The following is a 22487-nucleotide window of genomic DNA, read 5'->3' as shown; positions in this document are numbered from 1 at the left end:
AGTTCAATGAACTATCAAAAATCACGTCAAACCGCTGAAACTTCTATTTCAATTGCTATAAGTAAAGAAAAGGAAAAACCTAATATACATACAAGCGTAGGATTTTTAGATCATATGTTAACACTTTTTGCTTTTCATAGTGGCTTATCATTACAAATTGAAGCTAAAGGAGATACATATGTTGATGATCATCATGTGACAGAAGACATTGGGATAGTTTTAGGACAGTTGATATTGGAAATGGTTAAGACTCAGCAAAGTTTTAAAAGATATGGTACAAGTTATATACCTATGGATGAAACGTTAGCAAGAACTGTAATTGATATTAGTGGCCGTCCATATTTTTCATTTAATGTTCAATTAAGCAAAGAAAAAGTAGGTCATTTTGATACAGAATTAGTAGAAGAATTTTTTAGAGCACTTATTATTAATGCGAGGTTAACTGTACATATGGACTTAATTAGAGGTGGAAATACCCATCATGAAATTGAAGCTTTATTTAAATCTTTTGCTAAATCATTACAAGAGGCTTTAACCCCAACTCTTGAATTTGAAATACCTTCGTCTAAAGGTGTGATTGAATGATAGCTATAGTTGATTACGGTCTAGGCAATATTAACAGCTTGAAAAAGGCAATTGAATTTTTAGGCTATGAGACAATATTGACCGACGACGAAAGTATTATTTATAAGGCAGATGCAATTGTATTACCTGGTGTTGGACATTTTAAAGATGGAATGGCAGAAATTAAAAATAAAAGATTAGACACTATCTTAAAACGAATTAAAAATCAACCTATTATTGGTATTTGCTTAGGAATGCAATTGTTATTTGAACATAGTGATGAAGGTAATGTGGAAGGACTAGGACTGATACCTGGACGAATAGTGCCAATCCATACATCACAACCTATCCCGCATTTAGGTTGGAATTTATTGAAAAGTGATCATCAATTACTTCAATGTGATGTTTACTTTATACATTCTTATCAAGCGATAATGAATAATCATGTTGTTGCATATGCAGATTATGAGTGTCAAATTCCTGCAGTAGTACAATATAACAATTGTATAGGAATACAATTCCATCCTGAAAAAAGTGGTGAACAAGGATTGGCAATTTTAAATCAAGCATTGAAAGGCGGTTTTATAAATGATTAACATATGGCCGGCAATCGATTTGATTGACTCAACGAGTGTAAGACTAACTGAAGGTAAATATGAATCTAAAGAGCAAATGACTATGACAGCTGAGGAAAGCATCCAATTTTATAATCAATTTGATTGTGTTTCACGTATACATATTGTGGATCTTATAGGAGCAAAATTAAAGCAAACTCAAGAATGTCATTATATTAAAAAGCTAAGATCATTATCTCAAAAACCTATAGAAGTAGGTGGAGGGATTCGATCACAAGAAACTTTAAATCATTATTTTGATATAGGTATAGATTACTGCATAGTTGGAACTAAAGGTATTCAAGATTTAACTTGGTTGGAAAGAATGTCATATCTATTTCCTAAAAAGATTTATTTGTCTATAGATGCATACAAACAAGATATAAAGATTAATGGTTGGCTAGAAGATACACAACTCAATTTGTTTGATGTTGTTAAACAAGTGAATCATTTACCTTTAGGTGGCATCATCTATACTGATATTTCAAAAGATGGGAAGTTAGCTGGTCCTAATTTTGAATTAACAAGACAATTAGTACAACAAACTGAATTAAGTATTATTGCTTCTGGAGGTATTAGAAATCAAGAAGATTTAAACCAATTTGAAAAATTGGGTGTTTATGCTGCGATTATCGGTAAAGCTGCACATAATCCCAGTTTTTGGGAGGGGTTATCTTGATAAAAAAAAGAATCATTCCTTGTTTAGATGTTAAGGATGGGCGTGTTGTTAAGGGAATACAATTTAAGGGATTAACCGATATAGGTAGTCCACTTGAATTAGCACAATACTATAATGAAGCGGGAGCAGATGAACTTGTATTTTTAGATATTTCTAAAACTGAAAAAGGACATGACTTAATGTTGGAAGTTATCGAAACCATTTCTAAACAATTGTTTATACCATTGACTGTTGGAGGCGGTATTCAAACTTTAGATGATATTTCGCAATTACTTAATCATGGAGCAGATAAAGTGTCATTAAATTCTAGTGCACTTCAAAATCCTAATTTAATTAAAGAAGCTAGCCAAAAATTTGGAAGTCAATGTATTTGTATTGCTATTGATAGTTATTATAGTGCGGAACAAAATGACTATTTTTGTACTACACATGGAGGTAAACAATTAACCTCTATAAAAGTATATGATTGGATTCAACAAGTTGAAGAACTTGGTGCTGGGGAATTACTTGTAACCAGTATCCATCACGATGGTATGAAAACTGGCTTTGATATTGAACATTTATCAGATATTAAATCAAAGGTGAATATACCAATCATTGCTTCTGGTGGTGGTGGAAATCCTCAACATTTTCTAGACTTATTTAAAGAAACAGATGTATCTGCCGGTTTAGCTGCTAGTATTTTACATAGTAAAACATATACAGTAGCTGATATTAAGCACACATTAAGAAAAGGTGGTGTGCCAGTAAGATGACAGTCACAGTAGATTTTAGTAAAGGTTTAGTACCGGTCATATTACAACATTATGTAACGAAGCAAGTATTAATGCTCGGGTTTATGAACGAAGAAGCATTTAATAAAACAATGGAAGAGAACGTAGTAACTTTTTATTCAAGGTCTAAACAAAGATTGTGGACTAAAGGGGAATCATCGGGGCATACGCAACAAGTCGTTACGATACATACAGATTGTGATAATGATGCAATACTAATCGAAGTTATTCCTAATGGTCCAACATGTCATACTGGGAATCAAAGCTGTTTTAGTACAAAGACACATTTTGCAGTTCAATTATTGGAACATACAATAAAAGAACGATCTAGAACTAATCATTCTAAATCTTATACCAATTATTTGTTAGAACAAGGTATAGAAAAAATCACTAAGAAATTTGGAGAAGAATCGTTTGAAGTTGTAATAGGAGCTATGAAAAATGATAACAAAGAAGTTATCAACGAGGCGGCGGATTTAATATATCATTTATTTGTCTTATTACATTCGTTAAATATTTCTTTTTCAGCAATTGAAAAAGTATTAGAACAACGTCATCATAAAAGTAACAACTTTAAAGGTGAAAGAGATTCTATAGAAAATTGGTAATACACATCGGTGTCTGTAAAAGTAAAAATCCTTAACGAAAAGGTGATTATTCGTTAAGGATTTTTGCTATTTATTATTTTAATGTCTCTTTAAATTGTTGTGCTAAATCAGGTCGATCTGTTACAAGTGTATGCACACCTTTTTGGTATAAATCTGTCATTAAATCAATACTATTAATGCCATAAAATCCTGGTACAATATTTAATACTTTTAACCATTTAATAAATCTAGAAGAAGTAAGCTTGATTCCTTTAAATTCGGTTGGCATTTGGAAAGTATTAGCTTTCGGATGGAATTTATGTCCTCTAAACGTATTAAACTTAATAAACGCATCTGCTACTTCGTTTTGACTCGCACCAATTGCTACAGTACCTTTACTTAATTGATCAAAGCGTTCAATTTGTTCTTTATGGAAACTTGTTACTAATACACGATGTTCTGCATGATGTTTAACAATTTGATGATAAATGACTTCAGGTGCAATAGAACCTTCATAACTGTTTGGATGATCTTTCAAATCAACATTAATATACATCTCTGGATAAAGCTCTAAAAGTTCCTCAAATGTTAAAATTTTAGCATCTTCATGTCCACGAAATGGATATTGACGATTTATATCTGTGAAATAATATCCAGCGTCTAATTTTCTTAATTCTTCTAAAGTATGTTCACTTACTTTACCTGAACCGTTAGTTGTTCTATCAACAGTTGCATCAAGGAATACGATAAGTTCCTTATCTTTAGTGAGCCTTACATCTGTTTCGAATCCATCTACGCCATATTGTACTGCATTATCAAATGCAAGCTTTGTTTGTTCAGGTCTAACAGCCATGCCGCCTCTATGCGCAAATAAATATGGTGCTACACCTGTGAAAAATGGAGGGATTGCATTAATTTCACGTGGTTTTTTATTTTTGTTTACATAAATCACACTTCCAACAATACTTGCAATTGCGAATGAACCATTAATGAACCACTTATTTAGTTTAACCATTTGATATCCTCCTTTAGGTATTAAAGTTATATTAACAGATATCCTTCATATTTGAAAAATGAAGTGCGTGAAGAACGGAATATTATTTTATTTTTTATAGACAAATATTTACTTGACGAATTAAGTATAGGAATATCCCATTATGAAGATTGGTTTTGATTTAATAGAATAATATAAATAGGGATGGAATATATGGAAGTGATTGTTATTTCATAAAATTTAAACTCATGATATGATAAAAACTGTGTATATTAAATGGAGTGAGCAAAGATGAATTTAGTTCAAAGAGTGAGCCTTATTGTTTATTTAAAACATATCAAACATGAAAGACAAATTAGAAAATATGGACACATCGTTCATTCTAATCGTCAACGTAAATTCGTTATCATGTATGTTAATGAAAGTGAAGCGGACGATGTCGTTAATAAACTAATGAAATTAAAATATGTTCAACATATAGATGGTTCACCATACAAATTTTTAAAGAAAACGTATGAAAAAGAAAAACACGAAGTCATATAACTCGTGTTCGTTAAGAAATGTGTTTCCTATTGTAATGGTGGTATCCAACGTTGTAATCGTAAAACACTAATTAAATAGTTAAAATATAAGTCATTGTCATGGAAAGCTTCTGGAGGTTGAACATCTATACCTAATACTGGGATATCATATGCCTCTGCTTTCTGGTTAATCATGTCAAATTTCTTATTACTATTTGGATATGGATATTTTAATGCGTTAATCATCATATACATTGCTTGGAAATAATTACCTTCAGTCGGTTGCATAATGATAGCTACTGATGATAATTGCTTTTCAGTTTGTGGGGAATGAAAATAGATTATTTTATCAATTCTAGTATGGTTGTAGTCGATGAGAGTGGTGAATTCGAATAAATCTGTTAAACCCTCACCTAAAACAATAAATGATTGTTTCATTTGTTTAATCAATCTCCTTTTATCCCAAATTATATTAAATTATATTGTGAAATGGAAGTGTGAAAGTGATGCGTGTCATTGCGGGAATACATAAAAGTAAGGCATTAGAAAGTTTGGAAGGTCGAAATACTAGGCCAACTATGGATAAAGTTAAAGAAGGCATCTTTAATAGTTTACATGAAGTATCAGGCATAGCTTTGGATTTATTCGCAGGAAGCGGCGCATTAGGAATTGAAGCATTATCTCGAGGTATGGATAAAGTAATCTTTGTCGATCAAAATTTTAAAGCAGTTAAAGTGATTAAATCAAACCTTAAGCAACTTGATTTATTAGCACAATCTGAAGTATATAAAAATAATGCTGATCGTTCGTTAAAAGCTTTAGCTAAAAGAGAGATTCAATTTGATTACATATTTTTAGATCCGCCATATAAAAAAGGTCTTATTGATGAAGCATTAAAAAGCATTAATGAGTTTAATTTGCTTAAAGAAAATGGTATTATCATCTGTGAGTTTAGTAATGAAGAACATATTCAAAGTGCACCGTTTAAAGAAATAAAAAGATATCATTATGGTTTGACAGATACATTGCTATTAGAAAAAGGAGATTAATATGAATAAGACGAAAGCAGTCATTCCCGGGAGTTTCGATCCAATTACATACGGTCATCTAGATATTATTGAAAGAAGTGCAGATCGTTTTGACGAAATACATGTCTGTGTTTTGAAAAATAGTAGTAAAGGCGGCACGTTTAATATAGAAGAACGTATGGATTTAATTAGGGGCTCTGTAGCACATCTTTCCAACGTGGAAGTACATCATTTTAATGGTTTATTAGTAGATTTTTGCAAACAAGTCGGTGCGAAAACGATTGTACGTGGATTACGTGCGGTAAGTGATTTTGAATATGAATTACGCTTAACATCAATGAATAAAAAGTTGAATAATAATATTGAAACTATGTATATGATGACTAGTACGAATTATTCATTTATTAGTTCTAGTATCGTTAAGGAAGTTGCAGCTTATAAAGCAGACATTTCGGAATTTGTACCTCCTAATGTTGCTGAAGCATTAAAAGAAAAATATTATAAATAAAAAAGCAGACCGTACTATGTGACTCTTTTAATAGTCATCATCGATAGTACGGTCTTAAATTATGTTTGAATCACTGGTGTATTAAAATCATTTTGAGATTGTTGGCTTAATAAGTTGTATACATTTGTTGCTTTAATTTCGATAGGGAAATATGTAGCTGAAGATTTATTGATATTGGTTATAAAATGCCGTTCTGGATATTGTTGCTTTAAATATTTTAAATAAGCGCGACCTTGTTCATTCATACCTAAAATTCTAATTGCTCGTATATCGTTTGTAATATCATGTTGATGAATATTGAGCAGGATATTCATTAGGATACGTTGTATATGTGTATAGGTATATCGTTTGGTTTTCGTTTTACTTAGTAATTCTTTAAACGAATTGACATCTTTGATGATTGTTTTTAATCTGTTTTCGAACCCTTCACTGACAGTATATATAGTGTTTAAAGTATTAGTGTCTTGTGTTAACAATTGATGTTTGATGTAAGGGAAAGTATCTTCAACTGTAGTCATTTGATTTTGATACAGTGATTTAATATTTTGAGGTACTACTTTATACCAATCAGTTTCTTGATTGATTAAAGATTGGCGGATGGAAGACCCACTCGCAAATTGTTGATGCTTTATTGTGTTATCACGATGTTGTGCTGACTCACGGTAAATCGTCATTGCTTCAATATGTGGTGCATATTGCTGGATTGCTTTAAGATATCCTATACTTAAGATGTTGTTAGGTGATTGTAAAATATTTAAAGTTTGTTGGTTTTTAATCAGTTCACTGATAATTCTTGGATAACTTTTACCTTCTTTAATTTTGGACTTGAATATAGGATTATTTTCTAATTCAAGCACGTGATTGACTGCATTTTGTAACTCAACTATATTACCATGCTCACTACCAAAAGATATTGTGTTAATATCGATATAATTCGCTACTTTAATAGCCATTTTTCCAAAGAAGTCTCCAGAAGATAAACTTGCGATAGTAGGTAATTCTACAACTAAATCAACACCAGAAAGTGCCATTTGAGTACGAATGAATTTATTGAATATAGCTGGTTCGCCACGCATTACAAAGTTGCCACTCATTATTGCAACAGAAACATCTGCTTGAGAATTTATTTTAGATTGTTGAGCATGATATAGATGCCCATTATGGAAAGGATTATATTCAGTAATCAAGCCAACACTTTTCATTTGCATTTCTTCCTTTCAGAATTCATTATTAGTATTGTAACAGAAGTACGTATGTTAAGAAAAAATCTTGACATATTATACTGAGAAAGTTAAAATAAATTTTGTGCTTGTTAGAGGTGAAGCCATATGAAATGGTCAATAACACAATTAAGAAAATATCAAGGTAAGCCTTTTGAATTTAATCAAACGGCGAATTTTGAGCATTTAAAAGAATCATTAGATCTCATTGATCTTTCTGAAATCAATGTTGACGGTAAATTAACTATCAAATCAAATGAAGTTATTGCTGACATACATGTCACTGGGACATATACGATGCCGTGTGCTCGTACTTTAGTTCCTGTAGAAGTGCCATTGGATGTAGAAACTTCTGAAATATTTGATTTAGAAGGTAGTGATTATTATACCGATGAAGAAGAGCAGGATGAACATTATCATCTAGCTACTGACGGTATGATTAATATTAAAGATATTGTTGAAGATTTAGTTATCATCGAAAAACCGATGCGTGCTTATTCAGACAACAGTGATCAAATGTTAACCGAAGGCAATGGTTGGGAAGTGATTGATGAAGATGAATTCGTTGAACTTGTCCAAGAACAAGATCAAGAAGACGATGGTTCAAATAGTAATCAAGTTGATCCAAGGCTTCAGAAATTACAACAATTATACGATAAAGAACAATAACGGTTTAATTAATGATATAATATTGTTAAATAAACTGATATCATTTAATTATGTGTTTAATTTTAAGGAGGATAAATCATGGCAGTACCTAAAAGAAGAACGTCTAAAACTAGAAAAAACAAACGCCGTACTCATTTCAAAATGTCAGTACCTGGTATGACAGAATGCCCAAGTTGTGGCGAATACAAATTAACTCACCGCGTATGTAAAAACTGTGGTTCTTACAATGGTGAAGAAGTAGTATCTAAATAATTTTAGATATTATTAAAAATCCCGTCTGAAATTAATTTTCAGACGGGATTTTTTTGTATTATTTTTTAGAATGTTTAATTCTCTTTGGTAGGATAAAAGTTAAACCAGTTAACGCTAACAATAATGACCATGTCAATCCTTGAGATGAAGATTGACCAGTTTCTGGAAGAGATGTTGTTTTTTTCATGTCATGCTCTTTTGATTTTTGTTTATCACTATCTTTTACATTATCTTTACTCTCAGTTTTGGTTTCAGTTGTTCCTTTTTTCTTAACATGTTCTTTATCAATATCTTCATCTGTTTTAACACTTTCAGGTATTATTATATCACTGTCTTCATCAACTTTTTGAGTTACTTCATTATCTTCGTTTTTATCGACATCGTGATCTTCGACAATATCTGCAATATCATCAACATTATGATCAGGGATTGTTGTATTATCACTATTTGATTCATTATTATCTACATTTTCATCTGTTTGATTATCAGTGTTGTTATCTTTAACTACATCAGTTATTTGAGTGTTTTCGTTGTTAGTTGTTGTAGTTGGGTCATTTTGATTATTTTCTGCATCAATTATTGAATTGTCTACGTTTGTAGAAGATGTATCTTCAACTGGGACATCTTTATTTATAATTCTTACGTGATATTGACCATCGTAACCGATAGAAGATACTACGACTTTAACTATTGCATTGTAAACTGCTTTATTAGGGTCATAAGGGAAAATTAATGTTCTAGTGTTTTTTTCTTTATCTTTAGAAATAGTTGTCACTCGTTCACCTTCGACAATAAAGTCTTTCCAATAACTATCTTCTTTAGTACGCATAATTACATATTGCTTACCATTTAATGTACCAATTTGGAAAGGATGTTCAACAAATCCATCCATTACTGACTCATTATTTTCTTCACTTTCAAATACAACAAAATTAGCATCATGTACTTCCGTTAATTGATCGTTAGTTGGTTTTGCATTTTCAAACTCAACAATTGCTGATTGAACTTGTTGTTTTAAAGCAGCTTTTGTCTTTTCTAATTTGAATTTATATTCTTCTTTATATTTATCAGGTAAAGTTTTTTGTAACTTTTCTAATTCATATACTTGTCTTTCTAGTGTCTTCGCTTTGCGATATGGTGCTAATAATTTATCTACAGTATAAGTTTCATCATCTTTGTAATCATTAGGGTTATTAGTTATCGGTTGTTTGAAAACCATTAAAGTATAATCATAATTTTCGACTTTATTTTCACCAAGTTGAATAGATGATACAATTTTAACTTCTTTTGTGCCTACAGAAACTGGGAAACGGATATAAGCATAGTCTTTATCTGAATCATAAGATACGAGCGTAACAGGAAGTTTTTTGTCTCCTTCATAAATTTCAAAGTTTCTCCATGTTTGTGCTGTTTTTAATCCTAATTCAATTTCTGGTTGAGATTTAGTAAATATCACAGTTGCTGGATCTAATGTGCTTGCATAATGATAAAATTGTCTGTCACCGTCTTCTTTTTTCATTTCAAAATCAATAGGTCGTGTAACGGGTGCACTATGATCTTTATCTAATACTGCTGGGTTTTTAATAGCATCTTTTATTGATACATCAGCAGGAGGATAGACTGTATCATTAGCTTGTGACTGATTTTCTTCATTATTACTTTGGTTATTATTTGGTGTTGTATCTGCAGTTTGATTTTGAGTGTCATCATTTTGATTATTATTATCTGTAGTATTTGATTGATTATTATTTGGTGTTGTATCTACAGATTGGTTTTCATTTGGTTGATTTTGACTATTATTAGTTTGATTACTAACGCTTTGATTATTATCATTTGTTGAGTTTACATCGTTATTATTTGATGTTGAATTTACATTATTATCTGAATTGTTGGTAGTGTTTGTTGGTGTTGTGTTATCAGTTGCATTTTCCGAAGCATTATTACTGCTATTATCATTTAAAACGAGTGATGGGTCATTATAAATAGGTCGAGCGAATTCTAATTTTGTATAATCATAATTTGTTTCAGGTTCATTATCAATTTGTGTAGACGATACAATTTTAAGTTCTTGTGTACCATCAGTCACAGGGAAACGAATATATGCATGATCTGTGTCTGGATTATAAGACACTAAGTTAACAGGAAGTTTTGTGTTTCCTTCATAAACTTCAAATTTCTTCCAAGTTGAACCTGTATCAAGGTCAAGTTCAACGTTTGCTTTAGTTTTTGTGTAATAGACATCAGCAGGGTTCTTAATACTAAAATAGTGATAATATTGTGTTTCATTATTTTGATCAAATAGTTGGAAATTGACTGTCTCTCTTGGACCAATGTCATGAGGTTGGTTTTCAACTGCAGGGTTTTTAATAGCATCTTTTATAGACTGATCCGCTGCAGGGTAGGCAGTAGGCTGATTCGTTGTTTGTGTTTGATTATTATTTTCAACCGGTTGAGTTACAGGTTGAGATTGGTTTGATTGATCAGAATTCGCCGTAGATGCCGATTGATTTTGTACATTATTGTCATTAGAATTTTCGGCAGCCTGGGCTTGTCCATGAGAAGTAAAAATGAATAGTGTACTTACTACTATCGAAGCTACACCAAGTGTAGATTTGCGTATTGAATAAAAAGACCTTAATTTTGGGAAGTTATGCTGTTGATGTTTGTTCATGTTGTAAACAACTCCTATAGTTTTAATACAGATTGATAATCATTATCAATCGTTCACATGTATTGTAACTCAAAGTATAAATATATTGCAATCCATTTTATAAAAAAATAATAAAACCTATACTGAGAGATATCAACTTCTCAATATAGGTTTCATATGATTATTTAGAGTGCTTTCTTCTGAAAACAAACATTGTAATAGATGTGAATAGGGCAATCGTCGCCATAGCTAATTCATTAAAGTAACTATGTGAAGCTACTTTACCTGTATCAGGTAATTCTTTTGATTTGTTGTCGTCGCTATTTTGTGAGTTTTTAGCATCTTTATCCCCGTTATTTTGATTAGATTTGCTATCTTTACCTTCATCTTCTTTTCTACCAGTTTTGCCACCTTTACTGTCTTTGCCATTTTTACCGACATTGTCACCAGTGTTTGTATTAGTTCCATTATTATTATTGCCCCCAGCAGCTGGAGTAGTTGGTACATTATTGTTGTCCCCAGCAGCTGGAGTAGTAGGTGCATTGTTGTTATCTCCAGTGTTTGGAGTAGTAGGTGCATTGTTGTTATCTCCAGTAGCTGGAGTAGTAGGTGCAATGTTGTTGTCTCCAGTATTTGGAGTAGTAGATGCATTGTTGTTGTCCCCAGAAGCTGGAGTAGTAGGTACATTGTTGTTATCTCCAGTACTTGGAGCAGTAGCACCGTTGTTATTGTCTCCAGTAGCTGGAGTAGTTACTACATCATTGTTAGGTTGAGATGCTGTATTACTATCACTATTAGTATTAGTTTCGCCTAATGTTGGAATAGGTTTCGCAAATTCCAAATGCGTTGTATAAGTATGATCATACTTTAAGTTTGGAATAACGATATGTATTCTTGATGTGATATTTGTATATCCTGGTTCTACTGAAATATCTAACGTTTTTGTATCGTTTGCTGTGTCATCATTAACAACATTGGTAGTTAATTCTTGATTGTTTTTATCGAAAAATTTATATTCTTTCCACCATGAAGCATTTGTTAATGTAGCTTGGAAATAATATTGATTATCTTTTTTAATTACTTTACCAGGATGCTTCATATATTCATCCATGTGTGACACTTCATTTGAACCATCTCTTTGAACTTGGAAATTCAATTCTTCAGATACAGTATTATTTTGTGATGAAGAAGGTGATACTGCTGTATTTTGATTATTATTTTGATTTGTTTCAGCAGCCTGCGCATGATTTTCTCCATTACTTGCATAAAGTAATACACTTAATAAAAGAGTTGCACTTCCAATTGTAAATCTTCTTAATGATGCATGATTATTCTCCTTATAAAACTTAGGATTTAGATAATGTTTGTTCATGATGTTTTCCTCCTAAAAATGATTGTGCTATGTCATTAAAAGTGATTAACCAATTTAATTGAAAATGGTTATCAATAATAGTACCACAAGTATATCGTTATAACAATAATATAATTTTATTATAAAATAAATATTGACTTTGATAATCGTTATCATTTATTATTTTTGTAAAGACGTAATATTCGTCTTAAATGGGAGGTATATATTTTGAAAAAATTACATAAAATTTTTAGTGTAGCCGTATTGTCTTTTATATTGTTTTTTGCGACAACTGTTAATAATGCTTTTGCTGAAGATAGCGGAACTTTCAATTATGAAATCTTAAAATATAATACTAACGATACATCTATTGCCAATGATTATTTTAATAAACCAGCTAAATATGTTAAAAAGAACGGTAAGTTATATGTTCAAATTACTGTTAACCACAGTCATTGGATTACAGGTATGAGTATCGAAGGCCATAAAGAAAAAATTATTAATAAAAATGCTGCGAAAGATGAACGTACTTCTGAATTTGAAGTAAGTAAAGTGAGCGGTAAAGTCCAAGGTAAAATTGATGTATATATTAATGAAAAAGTAAATGGCAAACCTTTCTTATATGATCACCATTACAATATTACTTATAAATTTAATGGACCATCTAATGTAGTTGGTAATGGTAGTAGCAGTGCAAGTACTACTGGTAATGATACTACAGGGGGTACTACAAACACTGGTACTGGTGGTGTAGAAAACCCACAAACTAGTGCTGGTATTCCAGGATATATTTATATCGTTCCTGCAGTTGCATTGATGTCATTCGTTTTCATTACATTTTATGCTAAAAAGGTTAACAAAGGTAATGTGAAATAATGAATGTATCATTACAAACTAGCTTTAAAACGTTAATCATTTATTGTTGTGTATCGACATTTATGATTTTAAATAATAAAGATGCATTATTATTGGCTGATGAGATGAATAGTCCATCAGCCAATTCTTATAATACACAGCAAGATAACCCTCAGAAATTAGATGAAGCTATTTTTAAAGAATTACCTAAAAAGACTAATAATATCTATCTAGATGTAAGAGATAAAGATGATAAAAAAGTAGAAGTATTTGATGAAAAAGGTCGACTTATTTTTAATAGTAAAAATCAAGTTTACCTAGAAATCAAATTATCTCCACATACTAAGATTGAAAATTATCAATTTTTGACATCCAATTCTCAGCCATTACCATTTGTAACTAAAAGTAATGATAATACAACAACGATAAGAATATTATTAAAGCAAAATATACAAACCTTGGAAATGCGTTATAAACAAAATCTCCATGATAAGGAAGACAGTGTACTATTCATTCATTTAAAACAAAATAAAGATGATAAAGAAGACAAAAAAGATAAAAATCAGAATCAAATAATAGTTCAACAAAATAAGAATAATAATCAACAAACACGAACTACAGATAAAGATATATCTAAAAATAAAAAGACTGGTCAAAATAAACCAAAAGAATATAAGAATAGTACTCAAGAACAAAAAAACAAATCAACTACAACAAATATAAATGTGACTAAAAATAGTAACAGCAGTCATACTCAATCGTCTGGAAATTCAAATAATAATGATCAAAGTTTGAAAAATAATGTTGATTCACAATCAACTAAAATTCAAAGTACTAGGGACAATATTAAAAAGGAAAAAGATAAAACATTACCATCATTCAATAGAGATGATGATGTAAAGAAACATAAACCAAATAATAAAAAATATGAAAATAATCAAAAAGCAAAAAGTCATAAAAAAGAATATGCGATATTGGGCGTAGCTATAGTATTAGCAATGTTACTCCTAGTTGTATCTCATTTATTAATGAGAAAGCGAGGTAAAAAAGATTGAAACATGTAAAAACAATAATTTTAGGAATTATATGTGCTATTTTATTAGTCGCTTGTGAATCATCGTCGAAACCAAAAAAAGAAGAAAAAGCTGAAAAATATAGAATAGTACCTACCACTGTTGCATTGACAATGACACTAGACAAACTGGATTTACCAATCGTTGGAAAACCAACATCTTATAAAACATTACCGGCACGATATAAAGATGTTCCCGAAGTGGGACAACCTATGCAACCTAGTGTAGAAGCAGTTAAAAAATTAAATCCAACTCACGTATTAAGTGTGTCTACAATCAAAGATGAAATGAAACCTTTTTATAAACAGCTTAATATGAAAGGTTACTATTATGACTACGATAGTTTGCAAGGTATGGAAAATTCAATTACAGAATTAGGTAAACAGTTTAATAGAACTGAAAAAGCAAAAGAATTAAATGATCACTTAAATAAAGTGAAAAAGGAAATTGAAGACAAAGCTGCTAAACAACGTAAACATCCTAAAGTACTAATACTTATGGGTGTGCCAGGAAGTTATTTAGTTGCGACTGATAAATCTTATATTGGCGACTTAGTGAAAATTGCTGGTGGAGAAAATGTAATTAAAGTAAAAGATAGACAGTATATTTCGTCAAATACTGAAAACTTACTCAATGTAGACCCTGATATCATTTTACGTTTACCACATGGCATGCCAGATGAAGTGAAAAAAATGTTTAAAAAAGAATTTAAACAAAATGATATTTGGAAGCATTTTAAAGCTGTTAAAAATAATAAAGTTTATGATTTAGAAGAGATTCCATTTGGAATTACAGCGAATGTTGATGCTGACGAAGCAATGAAACAGTTATATGACTTATTTTATAACAATAAAAAGTAATGGAATGATTGTATGATAAAGAACCATAAGAAGTTATTTTTAATAATATTTATACTATTAACTGTTTTAACAGCATATTTATCATTTGTTACTGGTACTTTAAAAATTACATTTAATGATTGGATAGATAAATTATCAACTGGTGAAAATAATGCGGTGGATGCGATATTAGATTTGAGATTACCAAGAATATTAATAGCAATGATAGTAGGGGCTATGTTGGCAGTATCAGGAGCACTTTTACAAGCGTCCCTACAAAATCCATTAGCTGAAGCAAATTTAATTGGCGTTTCGACTGGCGCTTTAATTATGAGAACGCTATGTATGATGTATATTCCTCAACTATATAATTATTTACCCTTTTTAGTTTTTATCGGAGGATTGATTCCATTTATAATCATTATATTTTTACACACTAAATATCAGTTGAATGCGGTAAGTATGATTTTAGTAGGTGTAGCATTATTTGTTTTATTAAATGGTGTATATGACATCTTAAGTCAAAATCCATTACTGAAAATGTCTCAAGGTTTAACTATGAAAACATGGAAAGATGTATATATTATAGCGATTTCTGCAATGATAGGATTAAGTTTAAGTATTTTACTATCTCCTAAGTTGAATTTATTAAATTTAGACGATATGCAAGCTAAGAGTATTGGTTTTCAAATAGATACGTATAGATGGATAATTGGCTTATTAGCAGTATTTTTAGCAAGTGCAACAGTTGCGATAGTAGGTCAAATAGCCTTTTTAGGGATTATTGTACCTCATATTGTAAGAAAAATAGTAGGTGTTAATTATAAAGCAGTTATACCATTTTCAATAGTCATAGGAGCTTGGTTCTTACTTTTAGCTGATTTAGCAGGACGTACAATACATCCACCATTAGAAATACCTGCCAATGCTATTTTAATGATTGTAGGTGGACCTACATTGATTTATTTATTATGTAAGGGTAAACGTCAACGTATTTATAAATCTATGTAAGGCTTAACTAATGAAGAATAAAGGATTATCACATTATATGAAACACATAATAAGAATAATACAAATTATTTTAATCGTTGTTATTGTCGTTTTTACTTATCAAATAATTAAAATTTATGTTCAAGATAAAGATGAACAAGAAAGTTATGCCAAAATACAAAAGAAATTTAAAACACTATCAAATGAACATCAATCATCAGTAAGACCACAATTTGAATCCTTAGAAAAAATTAATAAAGACATCGTTGGTTGGATTCAATTAGAGGGAACATCGCTCAATTATCCTATTTTACAAGGTAAAACAAATCATGAATATTTAAATTTAGATTTTGAAAGAGAACAACGTCGTAAAGGAAGTATTTTTATGGATTATCGAAATTCATTGAACCCTTTAGATAAAAATACGGTGATATATGGTCATCATATTGGTGATCAAACTATGTTTGATGTACTTGATGATTATTTAAAACAATCATTTTATGACAAACACAAATCAATCCACTTTGATACTAAATATGGTAAATATCAATTACAAATTTTTAGTGCATTTAAAACAACAAGTAATGACAATTATATCCAAACGACTTTTGATAATGATGAACAGTTTAAAGCATTTTTACTCAAAACAAAGAAGCGTTCGTTGATAAAAACGAATGTAGATGTCAATGAAGGAGATAAAATTGTGACATTATCGACTTGTGAAGATGCATTTAGACAAACAGCAGGCAGAATAGCAGTTGTTGCCAAATTAACTAAAATTAACTAAAAGGATGAAGACAATCATGAGATTTATGGCTGAAAACAAATTAACGCTAAACAAAGGGACAGCAACAGAAATTGTTGAAAGATTTTATACTAGACATGGTATTGAGACATTAGACGGATTTGAAGGTATGTTTGTTACTCGTACATTAGAAAAAGAGGATTATGATGAAGTTAAAATTTTAACTTTATGGAAAGATAAACAAGCTTTTACAGACTGGTTGAAATCAGATGTATTTAAAAAAGCACATCAAAATGTTCGCAGTCAATCTGATGATAAAAGTAGTCCGATTATTAAAAATAGCGTTCATACATATGATATTGGCTATCATTATTTGAAATAAACATTTGTTTAAAAAGCAATTAGCTTCCGATTAAATATCATTAAAATTTAGTCGGAAGCTTTTTTATTTTAATAATGTAAAGTTGTTTCTTAGTAGAACACCTTAGCTAAAGCTAATGCGTAAGTATCACTTAACTATTAAAATAGTAGTGATACTTTATTTTCAATTTATAACTTAATCATATACAATTAAGGATAATTAGAAATTATCATATTGGAGATTAATTATATGGAACAAATTACGTCGGCTCAAAATAGTAAAATTAAAAATGCGAATAAACTTAAGAAAAAGAAAGATAGAGATAAAACTGGCTTAGCACTTATCGAAGGTATACATTTAATAGATGAAGCATATCAAAGCGGGTTAGACATTGAACAATTATTTGTTGTTGATCCTAGTAGAACAGATGAACAATTAATTGAGTATGCTAGTGAAACATTTGAAATTAATTTAAAAGTTGCAGAAGCGTTGTCTGGAACTGTGACACCTCAAGGCTTTTTCGCAGTGATTAAGAAACCGGAATATGATATATCCACTGCGAAGCAAGTATTATTAATTGATAGAATACAAGACCCAGGTAATTTAGGAACGTTAATCCGCACTGCAGATGCAGCAGGCATTGATCTTATAGTTATGGAAAAAGGTACTGCAGATCCATATCAAGATAAAGTATTACGTGCGAGTCAAGGTAGTGTATTTCATATTCCAGTTATGTCAGAATCATTACAGACATTCATCGATACATTTGATGGACCCATTTATGGTACAGCATTAGACGAAGCTGTGAGCTTTAAAGAAATTGAAGCACAAGACACATTTGCACTTATTTTGGGTAACGAAGGTGAAGGTGTAAATGAAACGCTATTAAATAGTACAACTCAAAATTTAACTATTCCTATTTATGGAAAAGCTGAAAGTTTAAATGTTGCAATTGCTGGTAGTATCTTACTTTACCAATTAAAAGGATAAAATATTTGTCTACATTTAGGTGACTTTAAAATTTATAAATGATATTCAAAACGGTTATTGCCGGTTGACCCTATATCAATCAATCGTCTATAATAAATAATGAATTCATAAATAATCAATGATATGGTCTACAAGAGAATTAATAGCCTATAAAAAGACGTAAACTAACATGTGAAATTGTTTAAGGGAGAATAACCGCGACTGAAAGTTATTCCAATTTTGATTAGTTTTTTTCATCTTTTTGGCTACTTAAAGAGATTTAAGTCGGAGTACGTCTTCGTTAACAACGTATACAAGTGTATGCATAAGCATAAATTTGGGTGGTACCACGGAAGGCTTTCGTCCCAGTTAGAGGGGTGAAAGTCTTTTTTGTTTAAAAAATAAATAAATAATTGATTGATTAATATATTGTTGATGGGATAAAAGGAGGAAAAACGTATGACTCAAAATGATCATATGGGTGAATTAAAGCAACAAGCATTGGTTGATATAAATGCTGCTAATGATGAAAGAGCTTTACAAGATGTGAAAGTTAAATATTTAGGTAAAAAGGGTTCGGTAAGTGCATTAATGAAAAATATGAAAGACTTACCAAATGAAGAAAAACCAGCTTATGGACAAAAAGTCAATGAGCTAAGACAAACAATTCAACAAGAACTAGACGAAAGACAAACGATTTTAGCTAATAAAAAGTTAAATCAACAATTAGCAGAAGAAACAATCGATGTTACTTTACCAAGTCGTCAAATTGAAATAGGTTCTAAACATCCATTAACTCGAACTATTGAAGAAATTGAAGATTTATTCTTAGGATTAGGTTATGAAATTGTAGATGGATTTGAAGTAGAACAAGATCATTATAATTTTGAAGCTTTAAACTTACCTAAATCTCATCCAGCACGTGATATGCAAGATAGTTTCTATATTACTGAAGAAATTTTAATGAGAACGCATACGTCACCAGTGCAAGCAAGAACAATGGAACAACGAAATGGTCAAGGTCCAGTTAAAATAATATGCCCTGGTAAAGTTTATCGTCGTGATTCAGATGATGCCACACACAGCCACCAATTTACTCAAATTGAAGGATTAGTAGTAGATAAAAATATTAAAATGAGTGACTTAAAAGGGACATTAGAATTATTAGCGAAAGAATTATTTGGTGCTGATAGAGAAATTCGATTACGACCAAGTTATTTCCCATTTACAGAACCATCTGTTGAAGTGGATGTGTCATGTTTCAAATGTAAAGGTAAAGGTTGTAATGTTTGTAAACATACTGGATGGATCGAAATTTTAGGGGCAGGTATGGTACACCCTAACGTTTTAAATATGGCTGGTTTTGATGCAAATGAATATTCTGGGTTTGCCTTTGGTATGGGACCAGACCGTATCGCAATGTTGAAATATGGTATTGAGGATATTCGTCATTTCTATACAAATGATGTACGTTTCTTAGACCAGTTTAAAGCTGTAGAAGATAGAGGTGAGATTTAATGTTAATTTCAAATGAATGGTTAAAAGATTATGTAGACGTGAATCAAAATGTTCAAGATTTAGCAGAAAAAATAACACGCACTGGTATCGAAGTTGACGATATTATTGATTATACAAAAGACATTAAAAACTTAGTAGTAGGTTATGTCGTATCTAAAACGTCTCATCCAGATGCAGATAAATTAAATATATGCCAAGTAGACATTGGTGAGGAAGAGCCTGTACAAATCGTTTGTGGTGCACCTAATGTTGATGAAGGACAATATGTCATTGTTGCTAAAGTAGGTGGACGTTTACCAGGTGGTATTAAAATTAAGCGTGCCAAGTTACGCGGGGAGCGTTCTGAAGGCATTATTTGTTCATTACAAGAAATAGGTATCTCAAGTAATGTTGTACCAAAAGCATTTGAAAATGGCATTTTCGTATTTTCTACAGAGGTAACACCCGGTACAGATGCATTAGATGCATTGTATTTAAATGACCAAATTATGGAATTTGATTTAACTCCAAACCGTGCAGACGCATTAAGTATGGTAGGTACTGCATATGAAGTAGCAGCGTTATATCAAACTCAAATGACTAAACCACAAACTGCTAGTAATGAGTTAAATGAATTCGCTACAGATGAATTATCTGTTACCGTTAAAAATGAAAATAAAGTACCTTATTATAGCGCGAGAATAGTTAAAAATGTCACTATTGGTCAATCACCAATATGGATGCAATCACGTTTAATGAAAGCGGGAATTAGACCAATTAATAATGTCGTTGATATTTCAAACTATGTTTTATTAGAATATGGACAACCTTTACACATGTTTGACCAAGATCAAATTGGTTCTAATCATATTGAAGTTCGTCAAGCACAAGAAAATGAAACAATGACGACATTAGACGATCAAGAAAGAACACTACTTGAGTCAGATATTGTCATCACTAATGGACAAACACCAATTGCATTAGGTGGCGTGATGGGCGGAGATTTTTCAGAAGTGAGTGATCGAACAACTAATGTTGTTATAGAAGGCGCTATTTTTGATTCTGCTTCTATTCGTCATACATCTAGACGCTTAAATTTACGTAGTGAAGCTTCTAGTCGATTTGAAAAGGGCATTGCGACAGAATTTGTCAATGAAGCTGTTGACCGTGCATGTTATTTATTAGAAATGTATGCTTCTGGTAGTGTCCTTAAAGATAGAGTTTCTGCAGGCGATTTAGGTGAATTCATTACACCAATTCACATTACAACTGACAAAATCAATGAAACAGTCGGATTTAATTTATCTGCAGATGAAATTACAAAGAATTTCGAACAATTAGGTTTTGAAACAGAAGTAAATCATAATGAACTTACGGTATTTGTACCATCTCGTCGTAAAGACATTTCTATTAAAGAAGACTTGATTGAAGAAGTCGCACGTATATACGGCTATGATGAGATTCCATCAACATTACCAGTGTTTGAAGAAGTAACTAGTGGTACTTTAACTGACCGTCAACGTAAAACACGAATAGTGAAAGAAACAATAGAAGGTGCAGGTTTGAACCAAGCTATCACATATTCACTTGTATCTAAAGAACATGCTAAAGATTTTGCATTACAAGATAGATCAACAATTGAACTACTTATGCCAATGAGTGAAGCACATTCAACATTGCGTCAAAGTTTACTACCACATTTAATTGAGGCAACAACGTATAATGTTGCACGTAAAAATAAAGATGTGAAATTATATGAAATTGGACGAGTATTTTTCGGCAATGGTGAAGGTGAATTACCTGAAGAAGTTGAATATTTAAGTGGTATTATGACAGGTGATTATGTTGTAAATCAATGGCAAGGTAAAAAAGAAGAAGTTGACTTTTATTTAGCTAAAGGTGTTATTGAACGAGTTGCTGAAAAACTTAATTTAACATTGGATTATCGTGCAGCTAAAATTGAAGGTTTACATCCAGGTAGAACTGCAATTGTCTCTTTAAATGGCAAAGATATTGGTTTTATCGGTGAATTACATCCTTCTGTAGCGGCTGATAATGACTTAAAACGCACATATGTGTTTGAATTAAACTACGAAGAAATGATGAAAGTTTCTGTTGGTTATATCAATTATCAACCAATTCCAAAATATCCAGGTGTTTCACGTGATATTGCATTAGAGGTAAATCATGATGTACCAGCATCTGAACTTATCTCAACAATTCATGATAATGGTGCTGATATTCTTCAAGATACACAAGTATTTGATGTGTATGAAGGTGAACATTTAGAAGAAGGTAAAAAATCAGTAGCAATCAGATTAAATTATTTAGATACTGAAAATACTTTAACTGATGAGCGTGTATCAAAAGTACATGATCAAATTATCGAAGCATTGAAAGAAAAAGGCTCAACAATAAGATAATAAAGTAAGTAAAAGGCAAGTATCATTCCTTAGAGGTTGATACTTGCCATATTTATAGACAAATCTATCTTGGCGATAGGTTTGTCTTTTTAAAATCATCTCATTGTTAGATTATTTGAGGAATAATGAGCTGTATTTATGCGCTGACTCCAGAGGTAACAGTATTAGTTGAAGACCATAGAAATTTCCACAGGTTTATCTGTGTAGAATTTCTGGCTGAAACCGTACCCTGGGAAAGCATGGGTGTAAAAATTGCCAACAAAGTCATGGACTTTACGGACAGTCTAATATAATTACTAATCAATATAAATAGTACTTACTTGCA

General features: G+C 31.1%; 24 protein-coding genes. 19 read left to right on the top strand and 5 right to left on the bottom strand.

Annotation, left to right across the window (positions count from 1 at the left end; translation table 11 throughout):
- Window positions 1-6: 6 nt before the first annotated feature.
- From hisB to hisIE, 5 genes are read left to right on the top strand one after another with little or no spacing between them, the layout of a single operon-like run.
- On the top strand, window positions 7-585 hold the full coding sequence (gene hisB, locus Q4528_RS07830) for an imidazoleglycerol-phosphate dehydratase HisB (protein ID WP_046466565.1): 579 nt from the start codon (window positions 7-9) through the stop codon (window positions 583-585).
- Entirely contained in the window at window positions 582-1160 is a 579-nt protein-coding gene (hisH, locus tag Q4528_RS07825) for an imidazole glycerol phosphate synthase subunit HisH (RefSeq protein ID WP_046466566.1), read from the top strand. Before hisB ends, hisH begins: the two co-directional genes overlap by 4 nt.
- Window positions 1153-1857 carry a 1-(5-phosphoribosyl)-5-((5-phosphoribosylamino)methylideneamino)imidazole-4-carboxamide isomerase gene (gene hisA / locus Q4528_RS07820; RefSeq protein ID WP_029055509.1) on the top strand — a complete coding sequence of 235 codons (705 nt, stop codon included), beginning with the start codon at window positions 1153-1155 and terminating at the stop codon, window positions 1855-1857. Before hisH ends, hisA begins: the two co-directional genes overlap by 8 nt.
- Complete coding sequence (gene hisF / locus Q4528_RS07815) at window positions 1854-2612, top strand: imidazole glycerol phosphate synthase subunit HisF (protein WP_046466567.1); 759 nt, start codon at window positions 1854-1856, stop codon at window positions 2610-2612. Before hisA ends, hisF begins: the two co-directional genes overlap by 4 nt.
- Entirely contained in the window at window positions 2609-3238 is a 630-nt protein-coding gene (gene hisIE / locus Q4528_RS07810; RefSeq protein ID WP_046466568.1) for a bifunctional phosphoribosyl-AMP cyclohydrolase/phosphoribosyl-ATP diphosphatase HisIE, read from the top strand. The genes hisF and hisIE overlap by 4 nt, the downstream gene beginning before the upstream one ends.
- A gap of 73 nt (window positions 3239-3311) precedes the next feature.
- On the opposite strand, the gene Q4528_RS07805 is transcribed toward hisIE, so the two are convergent.
- Entirely contained in the window at window positions 3312-4232 is a 921-nt protein-coding gene (locus Q4528_RS07805) for a lysophosphatidylglycerol phospholipase D (protein WP_046466569.1), read from the bottom strand.
- A 270-nt stretch (window positions 4233-4502) separates the two neighbouring features.
- Between Q4528_RS07805 and Q4528_RS07800 the strand changes: the two genes are divergently transcribed.
- The gene (locus Q4528_RS07800) at window positions 4503-4754 is read left to right on the top strand and encodes a YlbG family protein (protein ID WP_017637661.1); all 252 of its coding nucleotides are present in this window, start codon (window positions 4503-4505) and stop codon (window positions 4752-4754) included.
- Window positions 4755-4780: 26 nt separating this feature from the next.
- Here Q4528_RS07800 and Q4528_RS07795 read toward each other — a convergent pair whose 3' ends face one another.
- Window positions 4781-5170 (bottom strand): DUF7147 family protein, encoded by a 390-nt coding sequence (locus Q4528_RS07795; protein WP_046466570.1) that lies wholly within the window; start codon window positions 5168-5170, stop codon window positions 4781-4783.
- 68 nt (window positions 5171-5238) lie between these two features.
- On the opposite strand from Q4528_RS07795, the gene rsmD reads away from it, so the two are divergent.
- Complete coding sequence (gene rsmD, locus Q4528_RS07790; protein WP_046466571.1) at window positions 5239-5781, top strand: 16S rRNA (guanine(966)-N(2))-methyltransferase RsmD; 543 nt, start codon at window positions 5239-5241, stop codon at window positions 5779-5781.
- A 1-nt stretch (window position 5782) separates the two neighbouring features.
- On the top strand, window positions 5783-6268 hold the full coding sequence (gene coaD / locus Q4528_RS07785) for a pantetheine-phosphate adenylyltransferase (RefSeq protein WP_017637658.1): 486 nt from the start codon (window positions 5783-5785) through the stop codon (window positions 6266-6268).
- Between the two features lie 59 nt (window positions 6269-6327).
- On the opposite strand, the gene Q4528_RS07780 is transcribed toward coaD, so the two are convergent.
- Window positions 6328-7470, bottom strand: coding sequence for a nucleotidyltransferase (locus Q4528_RS07780; RefSeq protein WP_303521158.1), 1143 nt, complete (start codon window positions 7468-7470; stop codon window positions 6328-6330).
- A 126-nt stretch (window positions 7471-7596) separates the two neighbouring features.
- Here Q4528_RS07780 and Q4528_RS07775 point away from each other — a divergent pair, with 126 nt between their 5' ends.
- Both Q4528_RS07775 and rpmF read left to right on the top strand, forming a co-directional pair.
- On the top strand, window positions 7597-8157 hold the full coding sequence (locus Q4528_RS07775) for a YceD family protein (protein ID WP_017637656.1): 561 nt from the start codon (window positions 7597-7599) through the stop codon (window positions 8155-8157).
- A 78-nt stretch (window positions 8158-8235) separates the two neighbouring features.
- Window positions 8236-8409 carry a 50S ribosomal protein L32 gene (gene rpmF / locus Q4528_RS07770; RefSeq protein ID WP_017637655.1) on the top strand — a complete coding sequence of 58 codons (174 nt, stop codon included), beginning with the start codon at window positions 8236-8238 and terminating at the stop codon, window positions 8407-8409.
- A 58-nt stretch (window positions 8410-8467) separates the two neighbouring features.
- On the opposite strand, the gene Q4528_RS07765 is transcribed toward rpmF, so the two are convergent.
- Together Q4528_RS07765 and Q4528_RS07760 are read right to left on the bottom strand one after the other, a co-directional pair.
- Window positions 8468-11080: an NEAT domain-containing protein gene (locus Q4528_RS07765; protein ID WP_046466572.1), complete on the bottom strand. Its 2613-nt coding sequence runs from the start codon at window positions 11078-11080 to the stop codon at window positions 8468-8470.
- A gap of 160 nt (window positions 11081-11240) precedes the next feature.
- The gene (locus tag Q4528_RS07760) at window positions 11241-12431 is read right to left on the bottom strand and encodes an NEAT domain-containing protein (RefSeq protein ID WP_046466573.1); all 1191 of its coding nucleotides are present in this window, start codon (window positions 12429-12431) and stop codon (window positions 11241-11243) included.
- A 207-nt stretch (window positions 12432-12638) separates the two neighbouring features.
- Here Q4528_RS07760 and isdC point away from each other — a divergent pair, with 207 nt between their 5' ends.
- The 9 genes from isdC to pheT all read left to right on the top strand — a co-directional run bounded on the left by isdC (window position 12639) and on the right by pheT (window position 22162).
- Window positions 12639-13286, top strand: a complete 648-nt coding sequence (isdC, locus tag Q4528_RS07755) for a heme uptake protein IsdC (protein WP_017637561.1) — start codon at window positions 12639-12641, stop codon at window positions 13284-13286.
- Window positions 13286-14320 carry a hypothetical protein gene (locus Q4528_RS07750; protein WP_046466574.1) on the top strand — a complete coding sequence of 345 codons (1035 nt, stop codon included), beginning with the start codon at window positions 13286-13288 and terminating at the stop codon, window positions 14318-14320. Before isdC ends, Q4528_RS07750 begins: the two co-directional genes overlap by 1 nt.
- Window positions 14317-15198, top strand: coding sequence for a heme ABC transporter substrate-binding protein IsdE (gene isdE / locus Q4528_RS07745; RefSeq protein WP_017637652.1), 882 nt, complete (start codon window positions 14317-14319; stop codon window positions 15196-15198). Before Q4528_RS07750 ends, isdE begins: the two co-directional genes overlap by 4 nt.
- 12 nt (window positions 15199-15210) lie before the next feature.
- A complete protein-coding gene (gene isdF, locus Q4528_RS07740; RefSeq protein WP_017637651.1) occupies window positions 15211-16188 on the top strand; it encodes a hemin ABC transporter permease protein IsdF in 978 nt (325 codons plus the stop codon).
- A gap of 37 nt (window positions 16189-16225) precedes the next feature.
- Complete coding sequence (srtB, locus tag Q4528_RS07735) at window positions 16226-16954, top strand: class B sortase (RefSeq protein ID WP_029055500.1); 729 nt, start codon at window positions 16226-16228, stop codon at window positions 16952-16954.
- A gap of 16 nt (window positions 16955-16970) precedes the next feature.
- The gene (locus Q4528_RS07730; RefSeq protein ID WP_017637649.1) at window positions 16971-17294 is read left to right on the top strand and encodes an antibiotic biosynthesis monooxygenase; all 324 of its coding nucleotides are present in this window, start codon (window positions 16971-16973) and stop codon (window positions 17292-17294) included.
- A gap of 228 nt (window positions 17295-17522) precedes the next feature.
- Window positions 17523-18263, top strand: a complete 741-nt coding sequence (locus tag Q4528_RS07725) for a TrmH family RNA methyltransferase (protein ID WP_046466577.1) — start codon at window positions 17523-17525, stop codon at window positions 18261-18263.
- A gap of 438 nt (window positions 18264-18701) precedes the next feature.
- A complete protein-coding gene (gene pheS, locus Q4528_RS07720; RefSeq protein WP_046466578.1) occupies window positions 18702-19760 on the top strand; it encodes a phenylalanine--tRNA ligase subunit alpha in 1059 nt (352 codons plus the stop codon).
- Window positions 19760-22162: a phenylalanine--tRNA ligase subunit beta gene (gene pheT / locus Q4528_RS07715; protein WP_303521151.1), complete on the top strand. Its 2403-nt coding sequence runs from the start codon at window positions 19760-19762 to the stop codon at window positions 22160-22162. Before pheS ends, pheT begins: the two co-directional genes overlap by 1 nt.
- Window positions 22163-22487 lie beyond the last annotated feature (325 nt).

Origin of the sequence: Staphylococcus pasteuri (assembly GCF_030547725.1) — a bacterium.
Taxonomy (GTDB): domain Bacteria; phylum Bacillota; class Bacilli; order Staphylococcales; family Staphylococcaceae; genus Staphylococcus; species Staphylococcus pasteuri.
This window is presented reverse-complemented; position numbering and strand designations above follow the sequence as displayed.

Coding starts and splice junctions, on each gene's coding strand:
- Q4528_RS07765 (WP_046466572.1), bottom strand. CDS start 11,080: ATGAACAAACATCAACAGCATAACTTCCCAAAATTAAGGTCTTTTTAT.
- Q4528_RS07775 (WP_017637656.1), top strand. CDS start 7,597: ATGAAATGGTCAATAACACAATTAAGAAAATATCAAGGTAAGCCTTTT.
- isdF (WP_017637651.1), top strand. CDS start 15,211: ATGATAAAGAACCATAAGAAGTTATTTTTAATAATATTTATACTATTA.
- Q4528_RS07725 (WP_046466577.1), top strand. CDS start 17,523: ATGGAACAAATTACGTCGGCTCAAAATAGTAAAATTAAAAATGCGAAT.
- Q4528_RS07805 (WP_046466569.1), bottom strand. CDS start 4,232: ATGGTTAAACTAAATAAGTGGTTCATTAATGGTTCATTCGCAATTGCA.
- coaD (WP_017637658.1), top strand. CDS start 5,783: ATGAATAAGACGAAAGCAGTCATTCCCGGGAGTTTCGATCCAATTACA.
- hisIE (WP_046466568.1), top strand. CDS start 2,609: ATGACAGTCACAGTAGATTTTAGTAAAGGTTTAGTACCGGTCATATTA.
- hisA (WP_029055509.1), top strand. CDS start 1,153: ATGATTAACATATGGCCGGCAATCGATTTGATTGACTCAACGAGTGTA.
- pheT (WP_303521151.1), top strand. CDS start 19,760: ATGTTAATTTCAAATGAATGGTTAAAAGATTATGTAGACGTGAATCAA.
- Q4528_RS07795 (WP_046466570.1), bottom strand. CDS start 5,170: ATGAAACAATCATTTATTGTTTTAGGTGAGGGTTTAACAGATTTATTC.
- hisH (WP_046466566.1), top strand. CDS start 582: ATGATAGCTATAGTTGATTACGGTCTAGGCAATATTAACAGCTTGAAA.
- rpmF (WP_017637655.1), top strand. CDS start 8,236: ATGGCAGTACCTAAAAGAAGAACGTCTAAAACTAGAAAAAACAAACGC.
- Q4528_RS07780 (WP_303521158.1), bottom strand. CDS start 7,470: ATGAAAAGTGTTGGCTTGATTACTGAATATAATCCTTTCCATAATGGG.
- Q4528_RS07800 (WP_017637661.1), top strand. CDS start 4,503: ATGAATTTAGTTCAAAGAGTGAGCCTTATTGTTTATTTAAAACATATC.
- Q4528_RS07760 (WP_046466573.1), bottom strand. CDS start 12,431: ATGAACAAACATTATCTAAATCCTAAGTTTTATAAGGAGAATAATCAT.
- hisB (WP_046466565.1), top strand. CDS start 7: ATGAACTATCAAAAATCACGTCAAACCGCTGAAACTTCTATTTCAATT.
- rsmD (WP_046466571.1), top strand. CDS start 5,239: ATGCGTGTCATTGCGGGAATACATAAAAGTAAGGCATTAGAAAGTTTG.
- Q4528_RS07750 (WP_046466574.1), top strand. CDS start 13,286: ATGAATGTATCATTACAAACTAGCTTTAAAACGTTAATCATTTATTGT.
- pheS (WP_046466578.1), top strand. CDS start 18,702: ATGACTCAAAATGATCATATGGGTGAATTAAAGCAACAAGCATTGGTT.
- srtB (WP_029055500.1), top strand. CDS start 16,226: ATGAAACACATAATAAGAATAATACAAATTATTTTAATCGTTGTTATT.
- Q4528_RS07730 (WP_017637649.1), top strand. CDS start 16,971: ATGAGATTTATGGCTGAAAACAAATTAACGCTAAACAAAGGGACAGCA.